This window comes from Pseudomonas sp. KBS0710, assembly GCF_005938045.2.
GTDB lineage: Bacteria > Pseudomonadota > Gammaproteobacteria > Pseudomonadales > Pseudomonadaceae > Aquipseudomonas.
Genome location: NZ_VCCF02000001.1, coordinates 3,655,958 through 3,675,074, shown reverse-complemented (window position 1 = coordinate 3,675,074; position 19,117 = coordinate 3,655,958). Strand labels below are relative to the sequence as shown.

The 19,117-nt window shown below is 60.7% G+C and carries 20 protein-coding genes; 6 read left to right on the top strand and 14 right to left on the bottom strand.

Annotated elements, in window-relative coordinates; genetic code table 11:
* The first annotated feature begins 82 nt into the window (after positions 1 to 82).
* A complete protein-coding gene (locus FFI16_RS16550) occupies positions 83 to 1,045 on the top strand; it encodes a zinc-binding dehydrogenase (protein ID WP_138815968.1) in 963 nt (320 codons plus the stop codon).
* 151 nt (positions 1,046 to 1,196) lie between these two features.
* On the opposite strand, the gene FFI16_RS16545 is transcribed toward FFI16_RS16550, so the two are convergent.
* The 6 genes from FFI16_RS16545 to FFI16_RS16520 form a co-directional block, all read right to left on the bottom strand.
* Positions 1,197 to 1,850, bottom strand: a complete 654-nt coding sequence (locus FFI16_RS16545) for an HAD family phosphatase (RefSeq protein ID WP_138815967.1) — start codon at positions 1,848 to 1,850, stop codon at positions 1,197 to 1,199.
* A gap of 30 nt (positions 1,851 to 1,880) precedes the next feature.
* Positions 1,881 to 2,870 (bottom strand): ABC transporter ATP-binding protein, encoded by a 990-nt coding sequence (locus FFI16_RS16540; RefSeq protein ID WP_138815966.1) that lies wholly within the window; start codon positions 2,868 to 2,870, stop codon positions 1,881 to 1,883.
* Complete coding sequence (locus FFI16_RS16535; RefSeq protein WP_138815965.1) at positions 2,867 to 3,667, bottom strand: ABC transporter permease; 801 nt, start codon at positions 3,665 to 3,667, stop codon at positions 2,867 to 2,869. Before FFI16_RS16535 ends, FFI16_RS16540 begins: the two co-directional genes overlap by 4 nt.
* A complete protein-coding gene (locus FFI16_RS16530; RefSeq protein WP_371923606.1) occupies positions 3,654 to 4,517 on the bottom strand; it encodes an ABC transporter permease in 864 nt (287 codons plus the stop codon). The genes FFI16_RS16535 and FFI16_RS16530 overlap by 14 nt, the downstream gene beginning before the upstream one ends.
* Complete coding sequence (locus FFI16_RS16525) at positions 4,496 to 5,302, bottom strand: alkaline phosphatase family protein (protein WP_138815963.1); 807 nt, start codon at positions 5,300 to 5,302, stop codon at positions 4,496 to 4,498. The genes FFI16_RS16530 and FFI16_RS16525 overlap by 22 nt, the downstream gene beginning before the upstream one ends.
* A 207-nt stretch (positions 5,303 to 5,509) precedes the next feature.
* Positions 5,510 to 6,577, bottom strand: coding sequence for an ABC transporter substrate-binding protein (locus FFI16_RS16520; protein WP_017136367.1), 1,068 nt, complete (start codon positions 6,575 to 6,577; stop codon positions 5,510 to 5,512).
* Between the two features lie 351 nt (positions 6,578 to 6,928).
* On the opposite strand from FFI16_RS16520, the gene FFI16_RS16515 reads away from it, so the two are divergent.
* On the top strand, positions 6,929 to 7,642 hold the full coding sequence (locus FFI16_RS16515) for a UTRA domain-containing protein (protein WP_138815962.1): 714 nt from the start codon (positions 6,929 to 6,931) through the stop codon (positions 7,640 to 7,642).
* A 75-nt stretch (positions 7,643 to 7,717) separates the two neighbouring features.
* On the opposite strand, the gene FFI16_RS16510 is transcribed toward FFI16_RS16515, so the two are convergent.
* Genes FFI16_RS16510 through FFI16_RS16475 form a run of 8 tightly spaced genes read right to left on the bottom strand, consistent with a single transcriptional unit; the run spans position 7,718 to position 13,826 of the window.
* Entirely contained in the window at positions 7,718 to 8,632 is a 915-nt protein-coding gene (locus FFI16_RS16510) for a metal ABC transporter solute-binding protein, Zn/Mn family (protein WP_138815961.1), read from the bottom strand.
* Positions 8,632 to 9,531 (bottom strand): metal ABC transporter permease, encoded by a 900-nt coding sequence (locus FFI16_RS16505; RefSeq protein ID WP_056859671.1) that lies wholly within the window; start codon positions 9,529 to 9,531, stop codon positions 8,632 to 8,634. The genes FFI16_RS16510 and FFI16_RS16505 overlap by 1 nt, the downstream gene beginning before the upstream one ends.
* Positions 9,531 to 10,274 carry a metal ABC transporter ATP-binding protein gene (locus FFI16_RS16500; protein WP_138815960.1) on the bottom strand — a complete coding sequence of 248 codons (744 nt, stop codon included), beginning with the start codon at positions 10,272 to 10,274 and terminating at the stop codon, positions 9,531 to 9,533. Before FFI16_RS16500 ends, FFI16_RS16505 begins: the two co-directional genes overlap by 1 nt.
* Entirely contained in the window at positions 10,271 to 11,191 is a 921-nt protein-coding gene (locus tag FFI16_RS16495) for a metal ABC transporter substrate-binding protein (protein ID WP_017136362.1), read from the bottom strand. The genes FFI16_RS16500 and FFI16_RS16495 overlap by 4 nt, the downstream gene beginning before the upstream one ends.
* 19 nt (positions 11,192 to 11,210) lie before the next feature.
* Entirely contained in the window at positions 11,211 to 11,771 is a 561-nt protein-coding gene (locus FFI16_RS16490) for a DUF6162 family protein (RefSeq protein WP_138815959.1), read from the bottom strand.
* Entirely contained in the window at positions 11,768 to 12,091 is a 324-nt protein-coding gene (locus FFI16_RS16485) for a hypothetical protein (RefSeq protein WP_099547881.1), read from the bottom strand. Before FFI16_RS16485 ends, FFI16_RS16490 begins: the two co-directional genes overlap by 4 nt.
* Positions 12,088 to 12,627 (bottom strand): thiamine pyrophosphate-binding protein, encoded by a 540-nt coding sequence (locus FFI16_RS16480; RefSeq protein ID WP_138815958.1) that lies wholly within the window; start codon positions 12,625 to 12,627, stop codon positions 12,088 to 12,090. The genes FFI16_RS16485 and FFI16_RS16480 overlap by 4 nt, the downstream gene beginning before the upstream one ends.
* The gene (locus FFI16_RS16475; RefSeq protein WP_138815957.1) at positions 12,627 to 13,826 is read right to left on the bottom strand and encodes a PepSY domain-containing protein; all 1,200 of its coding nucleotides are present in this window, start codon (positions 13,824 to 13,826) and stop codon (positions 12,627 to 12,629) included. Before FFI16_RS16475 ends, FFI16_RS16480 begins: the two co-directional genes overlap by 1 nt.
* A 268-nt stretch (positions 13,827 to 14,094) precedes the next feature.
* Here FFI16_RS16475 and leuC point away from each other — a divergent pair, with 268 nt between their 5' ends.
* The 4 genes from leuC to FFI16_RS16455 all read left to right on the top strand — a co-directional run bounded on the left by leuC (position 14,095) and on the right by FFI16_RS16455 (position 19,113).
* Complete coding sequence (gene leuC, locus FFI16_RS16470) at positions 14,095 to 15,513, top strand: 3-isopropylmalate dehydratase large subunit (protein ID WP_138815956.1); 1,419 nt, start codon at positions 14,095 to 14,097, stop codon at positions 15,511 to 15,513.
* On the top strand, positions 15,510 to 16,124 hold the full coding sequence (gene leuD, locus FFI16_RS16465) for a 3-isopropylmalate dehydratase small subunit (protein ID WP_138815955.1): 615 nt from the start codon (positions 15,510 to 15,512) through the stop codon (positions 16,122 to 16,124). Before leuC ends, leuD begins: the two co-directional genes overlap by 4 nt.
* Positions 16,125 to 16,567: 443 nt before the next feature.
* A complete protein-coding gene (locus FFI16_RS16460; RefSeq protein ID WP_138815954.1) occupies positions 16,568 to 17,722 on the top strand; it encodes a KamA family radical SAM protein in 1,155 nt (384 codons plus the stop codon).
* Between the two features lie 26 nt (positions 17,723 to 17,748).
* Positions 17,749 to 19,113, top strand: a complete 1,365-nt coding sequence (locus tag FFI16_RS16455; RefSeq protein WP_256666266.1) for an acetyl-CoA carboxylase biotin carboxylase subunit family protein — start codon at positions 17,749 to 17,751, stop codon at positions 19,111 to 19,113.
* Positions 19,114 to 19,117: the final 4 nt, after the last annotated feature.

Below are 19,117 nucleotides of genomic sequence, written 5' to 3'. Positions count from 1 at the left end.
GGTTCCATATGATCCGGTCGCATAATGCAAAAAGCCCGGCGCTACAGCTACGGGCTCAGTCCAGACTCACTATGGAGGCACTGTGAAAGCATTGCAAGGCGTTGAAGGTCATGTGGAGTGGATGGAAGAACCCAGTCCTACCTGCGATGTAGGCCAAGTTCGCATTCGTGTGGCGGCCGCGGGCCTTAATCGCGCCGATTTATTACAACGTGCGGGGCTTTATCCGCCACCTCCAGGCGCCAGCCAAGTGCTGGGCCTGGAGTGTTCCGGGGTGATCAGCGAGGTGGGCGCGGGCTCTTCCTGGCAGGTTGGCGACCGCGTTTGCGCGCTGCTGGCCGGCGGCGGCATGGCCGAAGAAGTGGTGGTGGATGCCCGTCATGTGCTGCCGGTGCCGGAAGGTTTGTCGTTGACCGAAGCGGCGGCGCTGCCTGAGGTGTACAGCACGGCGTGGCTGAATCTGTTCCAGTTGGCGGGCCTCAAGCCCGGCGAAAAGGTCTTGCTGCATGCGGGCGCCAGTGGCGTGGGCTCGGCGGCGATCCAGCTGTGCAAGGCGTTCGGCAGCCCGTGCTGGGTCAGCGTCGGCTCGGCAGAACGCCTGGCTTACTGCGAAGAACTCGGCGCCCAGGGCGGCGTGGTGCGTACCGACGGCCTTGAAGGGCTGCGCGATTTCGGGCCGTTCGACGTGATCCTCGACCCGGTCGGCGGCAATTATGCGGCGATGGATTTGAAGCTGCTGGCCCTCGATGGGCGCTGGGTGTTGATCGGCTTGATGGGCGGCCGGGATGCGCAATTGGACCTGGCGCAGGTGCTGGGCAAGCGCATCCAGCTGCTGGGTTCGACCCTGCGCAGCCGCAGCGATCAGTTCAAGGCAGACCTGTTCAGCGACTTGAGCCAGCATGTGTGGCCGCTGTTTGTTGAGGGTCGCCTGAGCCCGCAGTTGGCCAAGACCTTCCCGATCAAGGATGCCGAGGCGGCGTTTGCCGAGCTTGCGACCAACCAGATTTCCGGCAAGTTGGTGTTGGTGATAGACGAGACCCTGGTCTGATCTCAGCCTAAGGCTGGAATGAGATCAAAATGTGGGAGCGGGCTTGCTCGCGAAAGCGGTTTGTCAGTGAAGAATGTTTCATCTGGCACTCCGCTTTCGCGAGCAAGCCCGCTCCCACAGTGGATTGGGTTTCAATTCAAATAAGTCGGGGTCAAACCCAATGGTGAATCGGCCAGCCAGCCTTTTCAGCGTGCTCGCGCAACACCGGATCCGGGTTCACCACCTGCGGATGATCCACCTTCAGCAGCAACGGCAAATCATTGCGTGAATCCGAGTAGAAAAACGAACCCTTCAGGCTTTCACCTTCCTGCTCCAACCATTCCAGCAACCGCGTGATCTTGCCTTCACGGTAGGTGAGCACACCCACGGTCTGGCCGCTGTAAACGCCATGGCTGACCTCCAGATCAATGCCCAGCACTTCATCAATGCCGATACGTGCCGCAATCGGCGTGACCAGGTGCGTGCCCGAGGCTGAGATCACCAGGATCCGGTCGCCATTCGCGCGGTGGCGGGCGATGGTCTTGGTGGCGTCGCTGTAGATCAGCGGCTCGATGATGTCCTCGACCCACGGCTCGACCAGATGCTCGATCTCCTCGGGCGTGCGCCCGATCATCGGCTCCAGGCTGAAGTCCATATAGTCTTCCATGGCCAGCTCGCCACGGCTGTAGGCGGCCATGAGTTCGTCGTTCTTGCGCATGAACGACTCCGGGTCGACCCAGCCCAGGCGGCCCATCTGTTCGCTCCACAAGGTGGCGCAGTCGCCGTGGATCAAGGTGTCGTCCAGATCAAAAATTACCAATGCCATCTGTCACGCTCTCTCAAATCAATCGTTGTGTCAGGCTACTTCACACAACGCACTGGGGTCGATGGAAAGTGCCAGGCGCTGGCCATCCGGGTGCAGATCGTCGGCCGAGCGGTTGAGCACGTCCACCACCAATTCCACGCCACGCGCTTCGATGCGATAGCGGATCACGTTGCCCAACAAGCTATGGCTGCGTACCAGCGCGTCGAGTTCGCCGCTGCGGCTCAGCTCGATGGCTTCCGGGCGAATCGCGATGCGCCCACTGATGGGCCGTTGCAGCAACTGGCTGGCCTTATCGGCGTCGAGCAGGTTGTAGTTGCCGATAAAACCGGCGGCAAATACATCCACGGGCGCAGTGTAAAGGGTCTCTGCATCGCCGCTTTGTACGATCTTGCCCTGGTTCATGAGGAAAATGCGGTCTGACATAGTCAGCGCTTCTTCCTGGTCATGGGTCACGAAAATCGTGGTCAGGCCCAGCTCGCGCTGGATCTGGCGGATCTGTTCGCGCAGGTGCTTGCGAATCCGTGCGTCCAGCGCCGACAGCGGTTCATCCAGCAGCAACAGGCGCGGGCGTGTCACCAGCGAGCGGGCGAGGGCCACACGCTGGCACTGGCCGCCGGACATCTGGTGCGGGTAGCGGCCGGCGAGGTCTTTGAGCTCCACCAGTTGCAGCACTTCCTGCACGCGCTTGTGGCTCTCGTCGGCGTTGACCTTTTGCATGCGCAGGCCGAAGGCGACGTTTTGTTCCACGGTCATGTTGGGGAACAGGGCGTAGCTCTGGAACACCATGCCGATGTGCCGTTTCTGCGGGCTCAAGGGCACGATGTCCTGGCCATCCAGGAGGATTTTGCCGCTGTCCACCGAGGTCAGCCCGGCGATGCAACGCAGCAGGGTCGACTTGCCGCAACCGGATGGGCCGAGCAGGGTGACGAATTCACCCTTGGCGATTTCGCAGTTGATGTCACTGAATACCGGCGTGCCGGCGTAGCCTTTTTGCAGGTGTTGGACGCTGACGAAGCTCATTGGCTTTTGTCCTTGTTCAAGATGTTGGCGGCCCAGGTCAGCACCAGCACAAAGAAGAAATAGGAAATGACGATGGCACTGGTGAAGTGGCCGCTCGTGTTGCGCATGTTGTTCAGGTACACCTGCAGGGTTTCGTAGCGGGTGCCCACCAGGATGTTGGCGAACACGAACTCACCGAACAGGAACGAGAACGACAGCAGCAGCGCTACCATCAGGCCTTTGCGCAGGTTCGGCAGCACGACGAAAATTGCCGCCTGCCAGGTGCTGGCGCCCAGCAGCTGCGAGGCGTCCATCAGGTCGCGCAGGTTGATCGCTTGCAGGTTGTTGGTGATCGCGCGGTACATGAACGGCAAGGCCACGGTGAAGTAGCAGCCGATCAGGATCCACGGCGTGCCCACCATCGCAAATGGCCCGGAGCCGTAGAGTTGCAGCAAGCCCACCGACGACACCACTGGCGGCACGGCGAAGGGCAGCAGGATCAGGATGTTCATCAGCGCGTCGAGCTTGGGAAAGTGGTAATGCACCACGAACAGCAGCGGCAGAATCAACACTACCGACAGCACCAGCGCACCCACACACACCAGCAGTGACTGACCGAAGGCGGCCAGAAAGCGCGGGTCACTCCACAGCTGCACGTACCACTTCAGGGTAAACCCGGCGGGCAGGATGGTGGCCGACCAACTGCTGGCAATGGAGTAGACAAAGGTGCCCACCAGCGGCAACACCAGGATCGCAAATAACAGGTACACCACTACCCGATGGTAGAGGGAGGCCGAGCCGGCTTCAGCGCGAGACATGGTAGCTCCTCTTGAGCAGCAGTTGATGCACGACGGTGACCACCGTCATCAGTGCCACCAGCACCACGGCCAGGGCGCTGGCCATGTTCGGGTCCAGGGAGATGTCGCCGGAGACCATTGCCGCGATACGAATCGGCAGTACGTTGAAGTTGCCGGTGGTCAATGCATACACCGTGGCATAGGCGCCGAGGGCGTTGGCCAGCAGGATCACGAAAGTGCCCAGCAGGGCCGGCGTGAGCACCGGCAGGCCGATGTGCCGCCAGAATTGCCAGCCGCTGGCGCCGAGCAGCGAGGCCGATTCGCGCCAGTCTTCGCGCAAGGCGTCGAAAGCCGGGTAGAGCAGCAGCACGCCCAGGGGAATCTGGAAGTAGGTGTACAGAATGATCAGGCCAGTCTTGGAGTACAGGTTGAAGTCCTGAATGATCCCCGCCTGCTTGAGCATGATCGTGATGCTGCCGTTAAAGCCCAGCAGAATGATGAAGGCGAAGGCCAGGGGCACGCCGGAAAAGTTGCTGGTCATGTTGGCGAAGGCGGTCACGAAGTTACGCAGTGGCCCATCCACGCGGCGCAACGAGTAGCTGCCGAGCACCGAGATAATGATCCCGAACACGCTGGAGTAGAAGCTGATCTCCAGGCTGTACTGGATGGCTTGCAGGTAGAACTTCGAACTGAAGATCTTGGTGAAGTTGGCCAGGCCCCAGCCGAACTCCTCCGACTGCAGGCTGTTGATCATCACCCACACCAGCGGGGCAATTTCAAACACGATAAAAAACAGCGCAAACGGCACCAGGCACAGGATCGCCAGCCATTTGCCACGGGTGATGGCGTTCACTTGAGCAGCTCCCGGCATACAGGTTTGTCGTGGGGCACACCGAGCAGTTCGCAGACGGTGCCGCACAGATCGGTTTGCTTCGGGATGGCGCCAGGGTCGAGGGTGAAGGCCGAGCCCAGTACGAACAACGGCACTTCGCGTTCTTCCGGCAGTAAACCGTTATGGGAGCGGTCGTTATTCATGCCGTGATCGGCAGTCACCAGCACCTGGTAGCCGGCGTCGAGCCAGGTTTGCAGGTAGTCGGCAAGGATGATGTCGGCCGAGCGCGCGCTGTTGCGGTATTGCGCGGTATCCAGGCCATGCTTGTGGCCGGCGTCATCAATGTTCATCGGGTGTACCACCAGGAAATTCGGCGTGTGTTTGCGGCGCAGGCTTTCGGCGTCGGCAAACAGATGGGAATCCGGGTAGTGGTCATTCCAGTAGAAATGCCCGTGCTGGATCGCCAGCGCTTTGTCGTCGGTGTGACGATCACGCGCGGCTTCAAAGGGCGTGCGGTTATACAACTCGCTCACCCAGTGATAAGCCGCCGCCGCTGTAGTGAGGCCTGCGTCGGTGGCGTAATGAAAAATGCTGCGCTGGTTGGACAGGCGCGAGACCTGGTTGTGGACGATGCCGCTGTCGATCGGTGGCACGCCGGTGAGGATGCATTCATACAAGGGCCGAGACAGGGCCGGCAGTTCACATTCCAGTTTGTAAAGCGCTGCGCGTCCTGCGCCGATGTAGGCCTGGAGATGCCCCATGGCATGTCGGGCAACCTCGTAGTTCAGGCCGTCGAGCACCACAAGGATGACGTTGTGCTTCATAGGGGGAGACGCTCCGCGACGATAGGCTTGACTCAATTTCACTTGGGGAACGGGGTCAAAACTGTGGGAGCGGGCTTGTGTGGGAGCTGGCTTGCCTGCGGTAGCATCACCTCGGTTCATGACAAACCGAGTCGTCTGCATCGCAGGCAAGCCAGCTCCCACACTGACCGCTTTCACAGCTCTGGGTCTAAATAAGACCCGGGAGCCTTACTGCATATTGATGATGACTTCTTCCTGCCACTTCTGCGGCAATGCCTTGGAGGTTTTCTCCCAAGCGTCGGCATCTTTGATCGGCGTGACTTTTTTGTACTGCTCGTTCGGCAGCAGCTTGGCCTGTACATCGGCCGGCAAGGTCAGGTGCTCGGCACGGATCGGACGTGCGTTGCCGCGCGCCAGGTTGGTCTGGCCGGCGTCGCTGAAGATGTATTCGCGGGTCAGCTTGGCGGCGTTCGGGTGCTTGGCGTATTTGTTGATGATGGTGGTGTAGCCGGAAATTACCGAGCCGTCCGACGGGATCAGCACCACGTAGTCATCCGGGTTAGCCATCTTGGCTTTGTAGCTCAGGCCGTTGAAGTCCCAGACCACGCCCACTTCGACTTCGCCTTTTTCCATGGTGGCGATGGTCGGGTTGGCCAGCGACAGGCGACCTTGCTTGGCGATCTCGGCAAACATCAGCAGCGCAGGCTGGATGTTTTTCTCGTCGCCACCATTGGCCAGGGCGGCAGCCAGCACGCCATTGGCGGCTTGGGCGGCGGTGCTCACATCACCAATAGAGACTTTGTATTTGCCGGTTTTCAGGTCAGCCCAGCTTTTTGGCGCTTCAGAGCCATGCAGCAGTTTTTTGTTGACGATAAAGGCGATGGTGCCGGTGTAGGCCAGGGCCCAGTTGCCGTCTTTATCTTTGGCCCAATCCGGAACTTGTGCCCAAGTGGTCGGTTTGTACGGCTGTGCCACGCCCTGTTTCACCGCAATCGGGCCGAAGGCGGCGCCGACGTCACCGATATCAGCGCTGGCGTTGTCTTTTTCGGCGGCGAACTTGGCGATTTCCTGGGCCGAGCTCATGTCGGTGTCGATGTGCTTGAGGCCATAGGTCTTGGCCAGGTCGTCCCAGGTGCCTTTCCAGTTGGCCCAGTCATCGGGCATGCCGACGCTGTTGACGGCGCCTTCCGCTTTCGCGGCGGCTTCCAGAGTTTTTAGATCGGTATCAGCAGCCATGGCGGCGGTGCACATGGCAATGGTCGAGCCTAACAGTGATGCCAGGAAAAGCTGTTTCATCCGAAGCTCCTTTGGGCGTTTTCAACGCTGCGTTTTTATCGACGTTTGCGGTGGTGTTGGTCTAGGTCAGCAATACCTGAGCCAATTTAGGCTCGGTGGATGACAGTTTCATGTCGATGTCGTTTTTAAAGCGTTTATGTCGCTGAGTTCAGACTCAGCGTAGACCATGCCCAAGTGCCCGCAGGCCCTGGACTTGGCCGATGTATTGCAGGGTGTGGTGCAGGGGATGAGCAGGGACTGTCATCTGTCGGTCATCTGTAATGCCTAGGCTGGCAGTCAACTGCAGACGCCCGAATACCGCGCGGTTTGTGCACCTGAACGGTGCTGGTCTAGTCCAGATAGGTAACGTTGATGCGTGATGAGGCAATCAAGGCGGTGACATCCATTGGCCTGGCGCTGCAAGAGCAGATCGGGCACGGGCTGTTGCCACCGGCAAGCAAACTGCCCGCCGAGCGCAAGCTCAGCGAGTTGTTTGGTACCACCCGCATTACGGTGCGGGAAGCCTTGTTACAACTGGAGGCCCAGGGCCAGATCTATCGCGAAGAGCGGCGTGGCTGGTTCGTCTCGCCGCCGCGCCTGGCTTATAACCTGATGCAACGCAGCCACTTTCACGCGATGGTCAGTGAACAAGGGCGCGTAGCCTCCACCGAAGTGATTTCGGCACGGTTGCAGCCGGCGTCGGCGGCGGTGTGTGCGTGGTTGCAGTTGCCGGCGTTGTCGAGTGTGATCCAGATCTGCCGGGGCCGGCGGATCGATGGGCGTTTGGTGCTGTATGTGGAGCATTACCTGAACCCGCAGTATTTCCCGGGGATTCTGGCGTGCGACCTGAACCAGTCGATGACCGAGCTGTATGCACGCAAGTACGACCTGCATTACGGCCGCGTGCGTTTCGAGATTGTGCCGACTTCACTGCCGGTTGAGGCCGCCGCCGCATTGAGGGTGTCGGTGGGCAGCCCGGGCTTGCGGATCGCCCGGGTCAATTATGACCAGCATGAACGCCTGATCGACTGCGACCTGGAGTTCTGGCGCCATGATGCGATTCATGTGGGTGTGGATGTGGTTTGAGCGCAGCTTGAATGGCTATTGCCGGATTTCAACTGCTGCACCGCTCCCACATTTGAACTGCACTTCATATAAAGACTATGGCGTCAGCGCCTTGATCACCTGACCCACATTGCCTTCCAACTCCGCCACCGGGTCCGCCCCGTCGACATTCAATACCAGCAGTTGCGCACCGCCTGCCGTCACTGCCGTTTTAACCGCCTCACTCGGTTGGCGGTGGTGCAGTACTATGGCCACGTCATTGGCCTTCAAGTCGGCAGTGAGTGTGTGCAAGGCTTCAGGCGTCCACTCCGCGTCCGGCCGGGCGTCGGTGCTGAGCACTTCCAGGTTCAAGCTGCTGACCAGATAAGCAAAGTGATCACTCAAGCTGACCACACTCAGGTTGTCCGCCTTGGCCAGGCGCGCCTCGCTGTCGGCGCTGAGTTTGAGCAGGCGCTGTTTGAGCGCCGCGAGGTTGGCGTCGATCTTCGCTTTGGCCGTAGGCGCCAGGCGGCTCAGGTCGGCGGCCATCACATCGGCCATGCGCCCCATATTGTTGCTCGACTGCCATGGCTGGCTGTTCAGGCCATCGGCGCCGCCCGGTTGCACGGCGATACCCGGCAAGCCGCCGTCCACCGGGCGCGCGGCGTCCACTTCGACAATACGGATATTGCTGCGCCGCGCCACGGGGTAGAGCGGGTCGTCCGCCCACAGCGAGCGCAGGCCGATGGCGGCGTCGGCGTCCAGTGCCAGCGTGTTCAGGGCTGGCGCCCCCCGGCCGGTGAAGTAGGACACTTGCCGCGAACCGGGCAAGTTGGCCGGTGCTGCGCGCTCAAGCTGTACATCAGTGCCTTTGAGCAGCACCTCGGCCAAACCATAGGTGATGGGCAGCGAGGCCAGCACTTTCACCGGTTTGGCGGCGTGAGCCATCGGTTTGGCGGCTTCAGCGGCCATCAACGGCATCGTGAATAAACAGGCAATGGCCAGGGCCAGCGGATGAAATACAGAGCGCATTATCCAAGATTCCCTTTGAGGCTGGGCACGGTGCCGCGCGCGATGGCGGCAAAGGCAAAGGCGATACCGGCTACCAGAATGATCGCGGCACCGGACGGGATGGGCAGGTCGAAGATGATCGGCAGCAGAATGCCGCACAGCGTGCTGAGCGTGGCGATCACCACCGAGACCCAGAAAAAACCCTTGAGCGACTGGCTCAACAGGCGCGCTGCCGCTGCCGGAATCACTAGCAGGGCGCCGACCAAAATGGCGCCGATCACCTTGACCGCCGCCACGGTGATCAAGGTCACCAGGATCACGAACAGGTAATCCAGGGTCTTCACTGCCACGCCGCGCACAGCGGCCAATTGCGGGTTGAAGCTGGCCAGCATGATGCGGTTGTACAGCGGCAGCGCCAGGGCCATCACCAGTGAACCGACCACCGCCAACACCAGCAGGTCATTGCCGTTCACCGTCAGCACCGAACCGAACAATACGTTTTCGAGGATATGCACGTTGATCTTGCCCGCCAGAATCAACAGCAGGCTCGCACCCAACGCCAGGGACACCGAGAGGAACACGCCGATCAGGGTGTCCGGCGCTAAACCCGTGCGGTTGCGCAGGTAGTTGAGCAGGATGCCGAACAACAGGCAGTAGCCGAACAGGCTGCCGTAAGGCCCGGTGTAGGGCTCGCCGAGCAGAATGCCCACGGCCACGCCGGTCAACGCGGCATGCCCGACGGCTTCCGAGAAGAACGCAAAGCGCTTGACCACCACCAGCGTGCCCAGGCCGCCCAGCACCGGGCCGATCAGCAAGCCGGCGAGCAGGGCGTTGACCACAAACCCATAGGCCAGTGCTTCCGGCAGGTAGCCGGATGAAGCCCAGCCCTGGACCATCAAACGAAAGGCTTCATAACTCATCACGCCGGGCTCCGAGGGTGGGTGGAAAACAGAGTCAGCAGGCGGTCCGGGGTCAGCGCTTCTTTCGGCGTGGCGTCGAACAGCACGCGGCGGTTCAGGCCGGTAACGCGATCGGCCAGGCGGCCCACGGCTTCCAGGTCATGCTCGATCCACAGCACGGTGATCCCGGCCAGGCGCCAGTCATTAAGCAGCCGTTCGAACACCTGAATACCGGCTTCATCGAGTGCCGACATCGGCTCATCCAGCACCAGCAGCTGTGGCGTCGGGATCAGGCCTTGGGCCAACAGCACGCGCTGACGCTCACCGCCGGACAACGCGCCCATGCGGCGCTTGCGTTTGTCCTGCATGCCGACCCGTTCCAGCGCTTCGCCAATCGCGGCGGCGTAATGCCGGGACAGGCCCAGAAATGCCGGGCGCCGCTGGCACATGGCGGCCATGAAGTCATCCACCGTCATCGGCAAGCCCCGATCGAACTCCAGCGCCTGGGGCACATAGCCGACCGTGCCCTGGGTGTTCGGCCAATGCAGGCGTAATTGGCCCTGGTGCGGGGTCTGCCCCAGCAAGGTCTTGATCAGCGAGCTTTTGCCGCCGCCGTTCGGGCCGACCAAAGCGTGGATGCTGCCTGGCTCGACCTGGAAGCTCACCGCGTCAAGAATCACCGTGCGGCCCAGCGTCAGCGAGACCTTGTCGAACTCAAGGGTCGGGCCGATGCTGGCCACCTTCAATTGCTGCGCTGCCGTCATGCCCCCGACTCCTGAATCGCCCGCACCACCGTGTTGAGGTTGCCGGTCATTTCCACTTCGTATTTCTCTGGCGTGTATTCGCCGTAGGAAATGTGCGACAGCGGGTAGAGCTTGACCCCGGATTCACGCTGGATGGTCTCGACGTAGGTGGACGGGAAATCCATCTCCGAGAAGATCACCTTCACATCCAGTGCGCGCAGTTCATCGATGGTCTTTTTCAACTGGCTGGGGCTGGGCTCGATGCCATGGGCAGGCTCGACCACGGCGGTGACTTCCAGGCCGAATTCGCGCAGCAGGTAGTCGTAGGCCGCATGCACAGTGGCGACGCGCAGGTCCGGGTTCGGCGCGCTGGTCAGCTTGGCGAGGGCATCGGCGCGCATCTGGCGCAGGCGCTTGCCGTAGGCGCGGGCGTTTTGGGTGTAGGTCTTGGCGTTGTCCGGGTCGAGCTTCCCCAGTTCGCGGGCAATGTTGTTGACCTGGGCAATCGATGCACTGATCGACAGGAAGGTGTGCGGGTTGACCACCTTGCCCGCACCGCGCGCGGCATTACCGGTGGCGGCCAGCAGCGGCACGTTGGCGTTGGCTTCGATCACCGGGATGTCCGGGCGCTCGCTGGTGGCGATCATGCGGTCGGCAAAATCATCATGGCCAACGCCGTTGAGCACGATCACGTCCAGGGTGCCGATGCGCTTGATGTCTTCGGCGCGCGGTTCGTAGGCGTGGGGGTTGAAACCGGCCGGAATCAGCGGCACCACCTCGGCCTTGTCGCCGACGATATTGGCCACGTAGCTGTAATACGGGTGCAGGGTGATGCCGATGCGCAGGCGCTTGGCCGCCTCGGCATTTGCGAGTGGGGCGAGCATCAGGCTGAACAGGCCAACCAGTAACAGGCGTAACAGGGGCGATGAAATAGACATGGGCACTCGGTCTTCTGGTTCAGTGACGGTGCTGGCGGGTCACGCCGGCATCGAATTGCGTGACCACCTGGCGCCAGCCGGCGGCGATCAGCGCTGCGTCGGTGAGGTCGGCCGGGGCGGCGAGGTTGGCCTGGCGGTTGAGCCACACATCCGGCTCGTCGCCTTGCACGCGCATCAGCACCGAGCCGCTGGTGCTTGGCGCTTGGCTCAAACCCAGGTAGGCCGCAGGCTCAAGCAACTGCCAGCGATGGTCGCCACGGCTCACCGAACTGGCGTCCTGGGCAAACGGCGCGAAGCCTTCTTCGGCCAGTTGCTCAGGCGTCGGCAGGGCGTTTTGCTCCTGCTGCAACAGCTGGATTTCATCCAGGGTCACCCGCAGGTCGGCGTAGATGCCTTGCTCGGCAGCGCTCAGGTCACGGCGTGCGTCCAATTGGTGGCTGGGCACGGCGGCGACCTCCTGGGTTTCACCGTGTAGCGCCACTACTGTGCCAGCCACCGCGAGGATGATCAGGCACAGCAGCAACACGTAGAGGGTTTCATGGCCGGCCCCGGCGGGGCGTACAACCTGTGTGGTGCTCATTGGGGCTGGATATCCGCTTGGTCGATTTCCACCACGTGGCCGGGGCCTGCATCAAACAGCACGTAGAACTCGGCCGAGGGCTTTTTGAAGGTCAGGGTCGAGTCCTGGCCAAGCTTGCCGGGCAGCAGGATGGTTTCGTCGTAGCCGATCACGTCCAGGGTCACGCCCGGCGCGCCGCTGCCGTCGGAAAAACCACCGGTGCACTGGATCTGCTCGCCGGGGATTTCCTTGCATTCGCACATCGGGTTATGGGCCAGGGCGACGCCACTGAAGCCGGCGCAGAGTAATAAAGCGGCGCGAGTCAGGCGCATCAACGTCATGGTTTAACTCCTTGCTTGTTCAGCCAGGCAATGGTGGCAGGCGAGGCCTGGCTCAGCGGGATGGAACCCTGGTGCATGGAGCCGTCCCAGCCTTCCATGGTCACCCACACTTCGGCATCGACGGGTGTGCGTTCCGGCACCGGCAGCACTGCACCCATGCGGTACGGCGTGCCGAAGAAAATCACCCCGGCCGCGCGCAGGCTGCGTGGTTTGCCGATACGCAGGTAAGTGGCCTTGACCTGCTCGGCGCAGGTGTCGCACAGGGCGGCATTAAAAAATTTCATCGGCCCGGCCGGGTCCGGGCGCGGGCCTTCGTTGCGAAACTCGGCGAGGGTCAGGCTCCATGGCCCCACCTGCACTTCGCCGGCCACCCGCTCGCCAATGCCGGTGTCACCGCGAAACAGTGCGGCGTCGGCAAAGTACTTGGGCATGAACCCCAGGGGCACCAGCAACAGCAGGACATTGATATGGAATCGCCATTTGAGCCAAAAGGCCCGCAGCGGCGAAGGCGGTGTGGTGGTCGCACGTTTGCTCATCAGTTGGCCTCCGAGGTTTCAGCCTGCATGGCCGTGGCAGGGGCCGGTGCGCGTTGTGTCTTGGCTTCGCGCTTGAGGGCGTTGAGCGTGGCCAGCGCGGTGCGTTTGGTCCAGATCAGCAGACCGCTCAACACCATCATGCTCATGATCAGGCCGAAGAATGCCCAGATCAGCTTGATCCACAGGCCGCCAAAGTCGCCGGTGTGCAGCGGTCGCATGGATTCGGTGACGAATTCCAGTGTCGAGCGGTCGGACAGCAGGTGCGACACGGCAATTTCACCGTCGTACGGGTTGAGCTGCGCCGTCTGGAACATCAACGGGTACCAGCCGCGCCCGCCGATCTGCAGGTGGCTATAGGCGTTGCTGGGCAGGAACACAAAACTGGCCTCCAGCCCGGGGATGCGTTGCGTGGCGATCTCGATGGCCCGATCGATCGGGATCATCGGTGCCGGTACACCCGGTGCCGACAACGGCACGTTCTCTCGGGCAATCACCGGCACGATGGGCTCACTGGAGATGGAGATCTGGTTGTCGCCCAGGATCGCCCGGATCAGGAACCAGATGCCGGTGATGGAAATCACCGCGATAAACCAGATCGACCAGATACCGCTCAAACGGTGGAAGTCGCCCCAGAAGATCCGCGCGCCATGGCGGATTCGCAGGGTCGGGCGCAGAAACCCCTTCCAGAAACGCTTGTACACCACCAGCCCGGTGACCAGCGATGCCAGCAGCGGTATGCCCAGTGCCGACACCAGGTACCAGCCCCAGCTGTAGCCATTGGTAAACGGCACCAGCCACCAACCGTGCAACGCACGGGTAAATTGCTGGAAGTTGAAGGCCGGGCTGATGCCCTGGACCACACCGGTATACGGGTTGACGTAGACCTCCACCGAGCGCCCGTCGGGATAACTGAGGTCGACACTCAGCGCGAAGTGCGACTCGTCCGGGCGAGTGATCGATTGCACGATCGCCTGGGGTTCGTTGCGCTTGATGGCGCCGATCACCTGGTCGTAACTCAGCAGTTCGGCATCGTCCGACGGCTTGCTGGCGCGGATGTCCGGGTTGGCCAGCCAGACGATTTCCTGGCTGACCACCGCCAGGGTGCCGGTGACGCAAACAATCAATACAAAAAACCAGATGGGCAACGCCAGCCAGCTATGAACCAGAAACCAGAGTTTTGAGCGTGACTTCTTTGACATGTGGATGCGGGTCTTGATCGGAGGAGGGCGAAGGAGGCCCGGAAAAGGCCGGTCGTAGCTTTTGCTGACGCGACGGGCTGTATCTAAGTTAAGACGGATGAGAATGAGAAATCCCTAAGCGGGATATGAAAGAAAATGTTTCAGCGTTGCCGGATTGAACACGAAACATGTTCCAAGCCATCACCCAGGTGCCATTGATGGGGCCGGGGGGCTGCGTAGGATGGGGGCATACCGTTGAGCGAGCGCTTATAACCGTGAGTCCACAAAAATGACTGCCAGAACCCTCTACGACAAACACATCGACTCCCACACGGTGTGCGCCCTGGATGATCAGGGCCATGTGCTGCTTTATATAGATCGCCAGGTGATCAACGAATACACCAGCCCCCAGGCCTTCAGCGGCCTGCGCGAGGCCAAGCGTGGGGTATGGCGCCCCGGCACCGCGCTGGCGGTGGTCGACCACGTAAACCCCACCACGCCCACACGCATTGCAGCCATGCCCGACGCAGGCGGTGCGCGGCAAGTCTCGTACCTGGCAGAAAACTGCCAGGACTTCGGCATCGAGTTGCTGGACATCCTCGACAAACGCCAAGGCATCGAACACGTGATTGCTCCGGAGCAGGGCTTTATTCTGCCGGGCATGGTGATCGCCGCGGGCGACAGCCACACCACCACCTACGGTGCCCTCGGCGCCTTCGGCTTTGGCATCGGCACTTCGGAAATCGAGCACCTGCTGGCCTCGCAGACCCTGGTGTACAAGCGTCTGAAAAGCATGCGCGTGACGGTAGACGGCACCCTGGGCAACGGCCTGACCTCCAAGGACGTGATCATGGCGCTGATCGGCAAGATCGGCGCGTCCGGTGCCACCGGTTACGCCATCGAGTTTCGCGGCGCCACCATTGATGCGCTGAGTGTCGAAGCGCGCATGACCATCTGCAACATGGCGGTGGAAGCCGGTGCACGCGGCGCGTTTATGGCACCAGACGAAAAAGTCTTCGCCTACCTCAACGGCAAACCGCGTGCACCCAAGGGCGAGCTGTGGGAACAAGCCCTGGTGCAATGGCGCAAGCTGCACACCGACGCCGACGCGGTGTTCGACCAGGAAGTGCACCTCGATGCCAGCACCCTGGAACCCATGGTCACCTGGGGCACCAGCCCCGACCAGGCCGCGCCCATCGGCGCCCGCGTGCCGGACCCGCAAGACGTCAGCGACCTGATCCTGCGCCAGGACATGCGCCGGGCCCTCAACTACATGGGCCTGGAAGCCGGCATGCCGCTCAGCGACATTGTGATCAGCCATGCCTTTATTGGCTCGTGCACCAACGCGCGCATCGAAGACCTGCGCGACGCCGCCCGCGTGGTGCGCGGCAAACACGTGGCCGAGCATGTGCGGGCGATGATCGTGCCAGGCTCCACTGAAGTACGTGACCAGGCCGAAGCCGAGGGGCTGGCGGCGATTTTTATCGACGCCGGCTTCGAATGGCGCCAGTCGGGATGCTCGATGTGCCTGGCGATGAATGATGACGTACTGGCCCCCGGCGACCGCTGCGCGTCCAGCACCAACCGCAACTTCGAAGGCCGCCAGGGCGCCGGGGCGCGCACCCACTTGATGAGCCCGGCGATGGTCGCCGCCGCGGCCATCACCGGCCGCCTTACCGATATCCGCCACTTTGGAGATCGCCCATGAGCCTGCAACCGTTCACCCAGGTCACCGGCCAGGCCGCGCCGATGCTGGCGGCAAATATCGACACTGACGTGATCATGCCCAAGCAATTTCTCAAAGGCATCGACCGCGCCGGCCTCGACCGTGGGCTGTTCTTCGACCTGCGCTTTTTGCCCAATGGCGCGCTCAACCCCGAATTCGTGTTGAACCAACCGGCCTGGCAGGGCGCGAGTTTCATGGTGGTGGGGCCGAACTTTGGCTGTGGTTCGAGCCGCGAACACGCGGTGTGGGGCTTGAAGCAGATGGGCATTCGCGCGCTGATCGGCAGCAGCTTTGCCGGGATTTTCTATGACAACTGCCAGCGCAACGGGGTGTTGTTGATTACCTTGGACGAGGCGGTGCTGCACACACTCGGGCAGACGGTCAGCCAGCCTGCGCAGGCGCAGATCAGCGTGGACCTTGAGGCACAGCAGATTCGCTTGGTCGATGGCCAGGTGATCCCCTTCCAGATCGACACCTTGCGCAAGACCGCGTTGCTGCTCGGCCTGGATGCGATTGGCAGCACGTTGCAACGCAGTGAACAGATCAAAGCGTTCGAGCGCCAGCATCTGGCGGCCAACCCCTGGTTGGGTTAAAGACCGCAATGGATTAACTACGTAGTCATATAAGTAGAGAACAACGCCCTCCGGTTACGAGAGGGCGTTTTTTTTGGACTATTTACTTTTCAAATAAAGCGCGTACACCGCGTAAACTCAGTCATTTCAAGGGTGTAGTTGCGGCAGTGGATTAAACGCTGAAAAAATGCAAGGGCAGGTTGTTGACACCTTGCAGGCCATCGGCTTAAGTGGGTGCTGACTTGGAAAGTCGTACATTATAAGAAAAGGAAGTTAAAACCATGACCGATGAATTAGTTAGCTTTAATACCTCTCTGGTGCCGGTGAGCAAGTTTGTAACTTGATCGAATTCCGCCACCTCTAAACCAGTTGTCATTGTTGCGGTTATCACTGTTTTTTCCACTGTGAAAAGACACGCAAGCCTATGCCTTAACATCCGTTCAGAACACAGAGAGTGCAAACTCATGTCGATTTTTGATCAAGCAATCCATCGTTCGGTACAGTGGCAGGATTGGCGTTGGCAGCAGAAGAATGCCATACGCGATGAACCGGCACTGCGGGCCGCTTGCGGTGGTTGGAATGAGGAAACCAGCGCGCATATCGAGCACAACTTGCGAGACCGCAAGTTACAGATAACGCCTTATTACATTGACCTGATCAAGCGCTCACTCACCGATGGCGAGGTGATGGACCATCCGCTGTGGCGCCAAGTGGTGCCCTACTGGAGCGAGCAAGTCGCTGGCGATTACGACGGCACCTCGGAGAACTGGGAACTCGGCCACGAGATGAAAACCCCGATCTGCCAGCACAAGTACGACAACCGCGTGATCCTGCGCATGACCAACACCTGCAACGCCTATTGCCAGTTCTGCTTCGAAGCGCTGCGCACCTTGCAGGTGGGTACCGAGAAGGCCAACGCCAGCGCCGACTCGTTCAAGGACTCGCTCGATTACATCCGCAACAACCCGGCCATCGAAGAAGTGATTTTGAGCGGTGGTGACCCGCTGATGCTCGCCGACCGCAAGCTCGAAGAGAACCTCGCCGCCCTGCGTGGCATTCGCGACGACCTGCTGATTCGCCTGCACACACGGGCGTTGAGCTTTAACCCGTTTCGGGTGACCGATGAGTTATTGGCCATGCTGGAAAAGTACAAGGTCAATGCGTTTGGCGTGCATGTGTGCCACCCGCTGGAACTGAGTGCGGACTTTGCCGTGGCGGTTAAACGTATCCAAAGTGTGGTGCCGATCGTGTTCTCCAACATGCCGTTGTTGCGCGGCGTGAATGACGATGAAGCGACCTTGCATAAACTGTTTATTGACCTGTATCGGCTGGGCGTAAAGCCGTATTACTTGTACCACTTCATGCCGTTTTCACCTGGGGCTTCGGAATATAAAGCCTCGATAAGCCACGCCATCGCTATTATGGATCGCCTCAAGCGGCGTGTGTCCAATATTGCCATGCCGGAATATGTACTGCCGCATGCACAGGGCAAGTTTACCGTGCCGCTGCTGGACTTTGAAAAGCCGCAAGACTTGCCGCACTTTGAAGTGCGCGATGGGCAACGTCATTACCGGTTCCGTAATTGGGAAGGGCAGTGGTGCAGTTGGCAGGATGCCTGAAGTTATTGACGCATGAGGCGGTATTAATGATGAAACAAGATGCCATTCTTTTTATTGATGTCGATGACAGTGCTTCCATTCGCTATAGCTACCGTGAGCCGCACTTTGTTGCGGCCCGGGCCAAAGGCCTGGTGTGTTTGACTGCGGGTCTGGCGGGGCGCAAGCACCTGCAACGGCTGCAGGACGACAGTGATGAAGTGTTCCTGCTCGATACACTCAATGAGCCGGCCATTCTCGACTTGGTGGGCGAACTGGATGGGCGCTATCAGATCCGCGCGATTTTCTGCCAGGCCGGCCATTCGTCTGCGCTGGGGCAAGTCGGCTGCATCGTAGCGCAGGCCAGTCAGCGCCTGGGCCTGGTGTACAGCTGCCCGCAAGCCATTGCCGCGTGCAACAACAAGTACCTGATGCGCCGGGCGCTGAGCCAGCATGGCGTGCGCTCCGTGCCGTTCGCGCTGTGCAATGACGAACAACAACTGCAGCAAAGCGCCGAGCGCATGGGCTATCCGCTGATTGCCAAACCGCCGTTTGGTGGCGCTTCGGCGTTTATCAAGCAGTGCTTCAACTGGGCTGAGTTAAGCCGGCACTATGCGCAATTTCGCAGTGGCCACGCTAACGCGGCTTACGCCGACTTCTATGGGTGTGAGCACAGCCTGTCTGACGAAGATGGGCAGCAACGCCAATACATTCCAGGGCACAGCCTGTTGTTGGAAGGGTTTATTCAAGGCATTGAAGGCAGTGTGGAGTGTGTGATCGTCGGCGGGCACGTCCATGCGCTGTTGATCAACGAAAAACTGATGTTGACCGAGCGCAGTGGCACGGTGCTGGAGAACCTGCTGATTTGCCCGCCCACGTCTTTTACCGACGCCCAGTGCGAGCAGATCCGCCAGTACGCGGGGGATTGCCTGCGTGCTGTGGGGCTGACCAACGCGCTGGTGCATTTTGAATTTCGCATGACGGAGGCGGGGCCGGTGGTAATTGAGATCAACCCGCGCGTCGGCGGGCTGTATGTCAATGCGGCGTTCCGTGACTTGGCCGGCATTGACCCCTACGACCTTTATCTGTCCCTGCTGTTGGGCGAGCCGGACCTGAATGCCCGGTTGCAAGCCTGTGCGCACAACATCGCAAGTGCCTCCCAGCATTACTCGATGCTGGCGCTCTACCCGGAGCACAGTGGTCAGTTCAAGGGCATTGAGGGGATGCAGTTCCTCGATGAGCACCCTGCGGTGCTGGAGTATTTCCAGCAGGAACCCGGCAACTGCATTGATGCGGATATCGAAGAGCATTACTTGCTCAAGTGCTGGGCCAAGGTTGACGATGCTGCCGACGCCCACGCCGTGCATGATGCGATCCGGCACAACCTGCGCGTGATTATCGACAGTAAGGTCTAGCGAT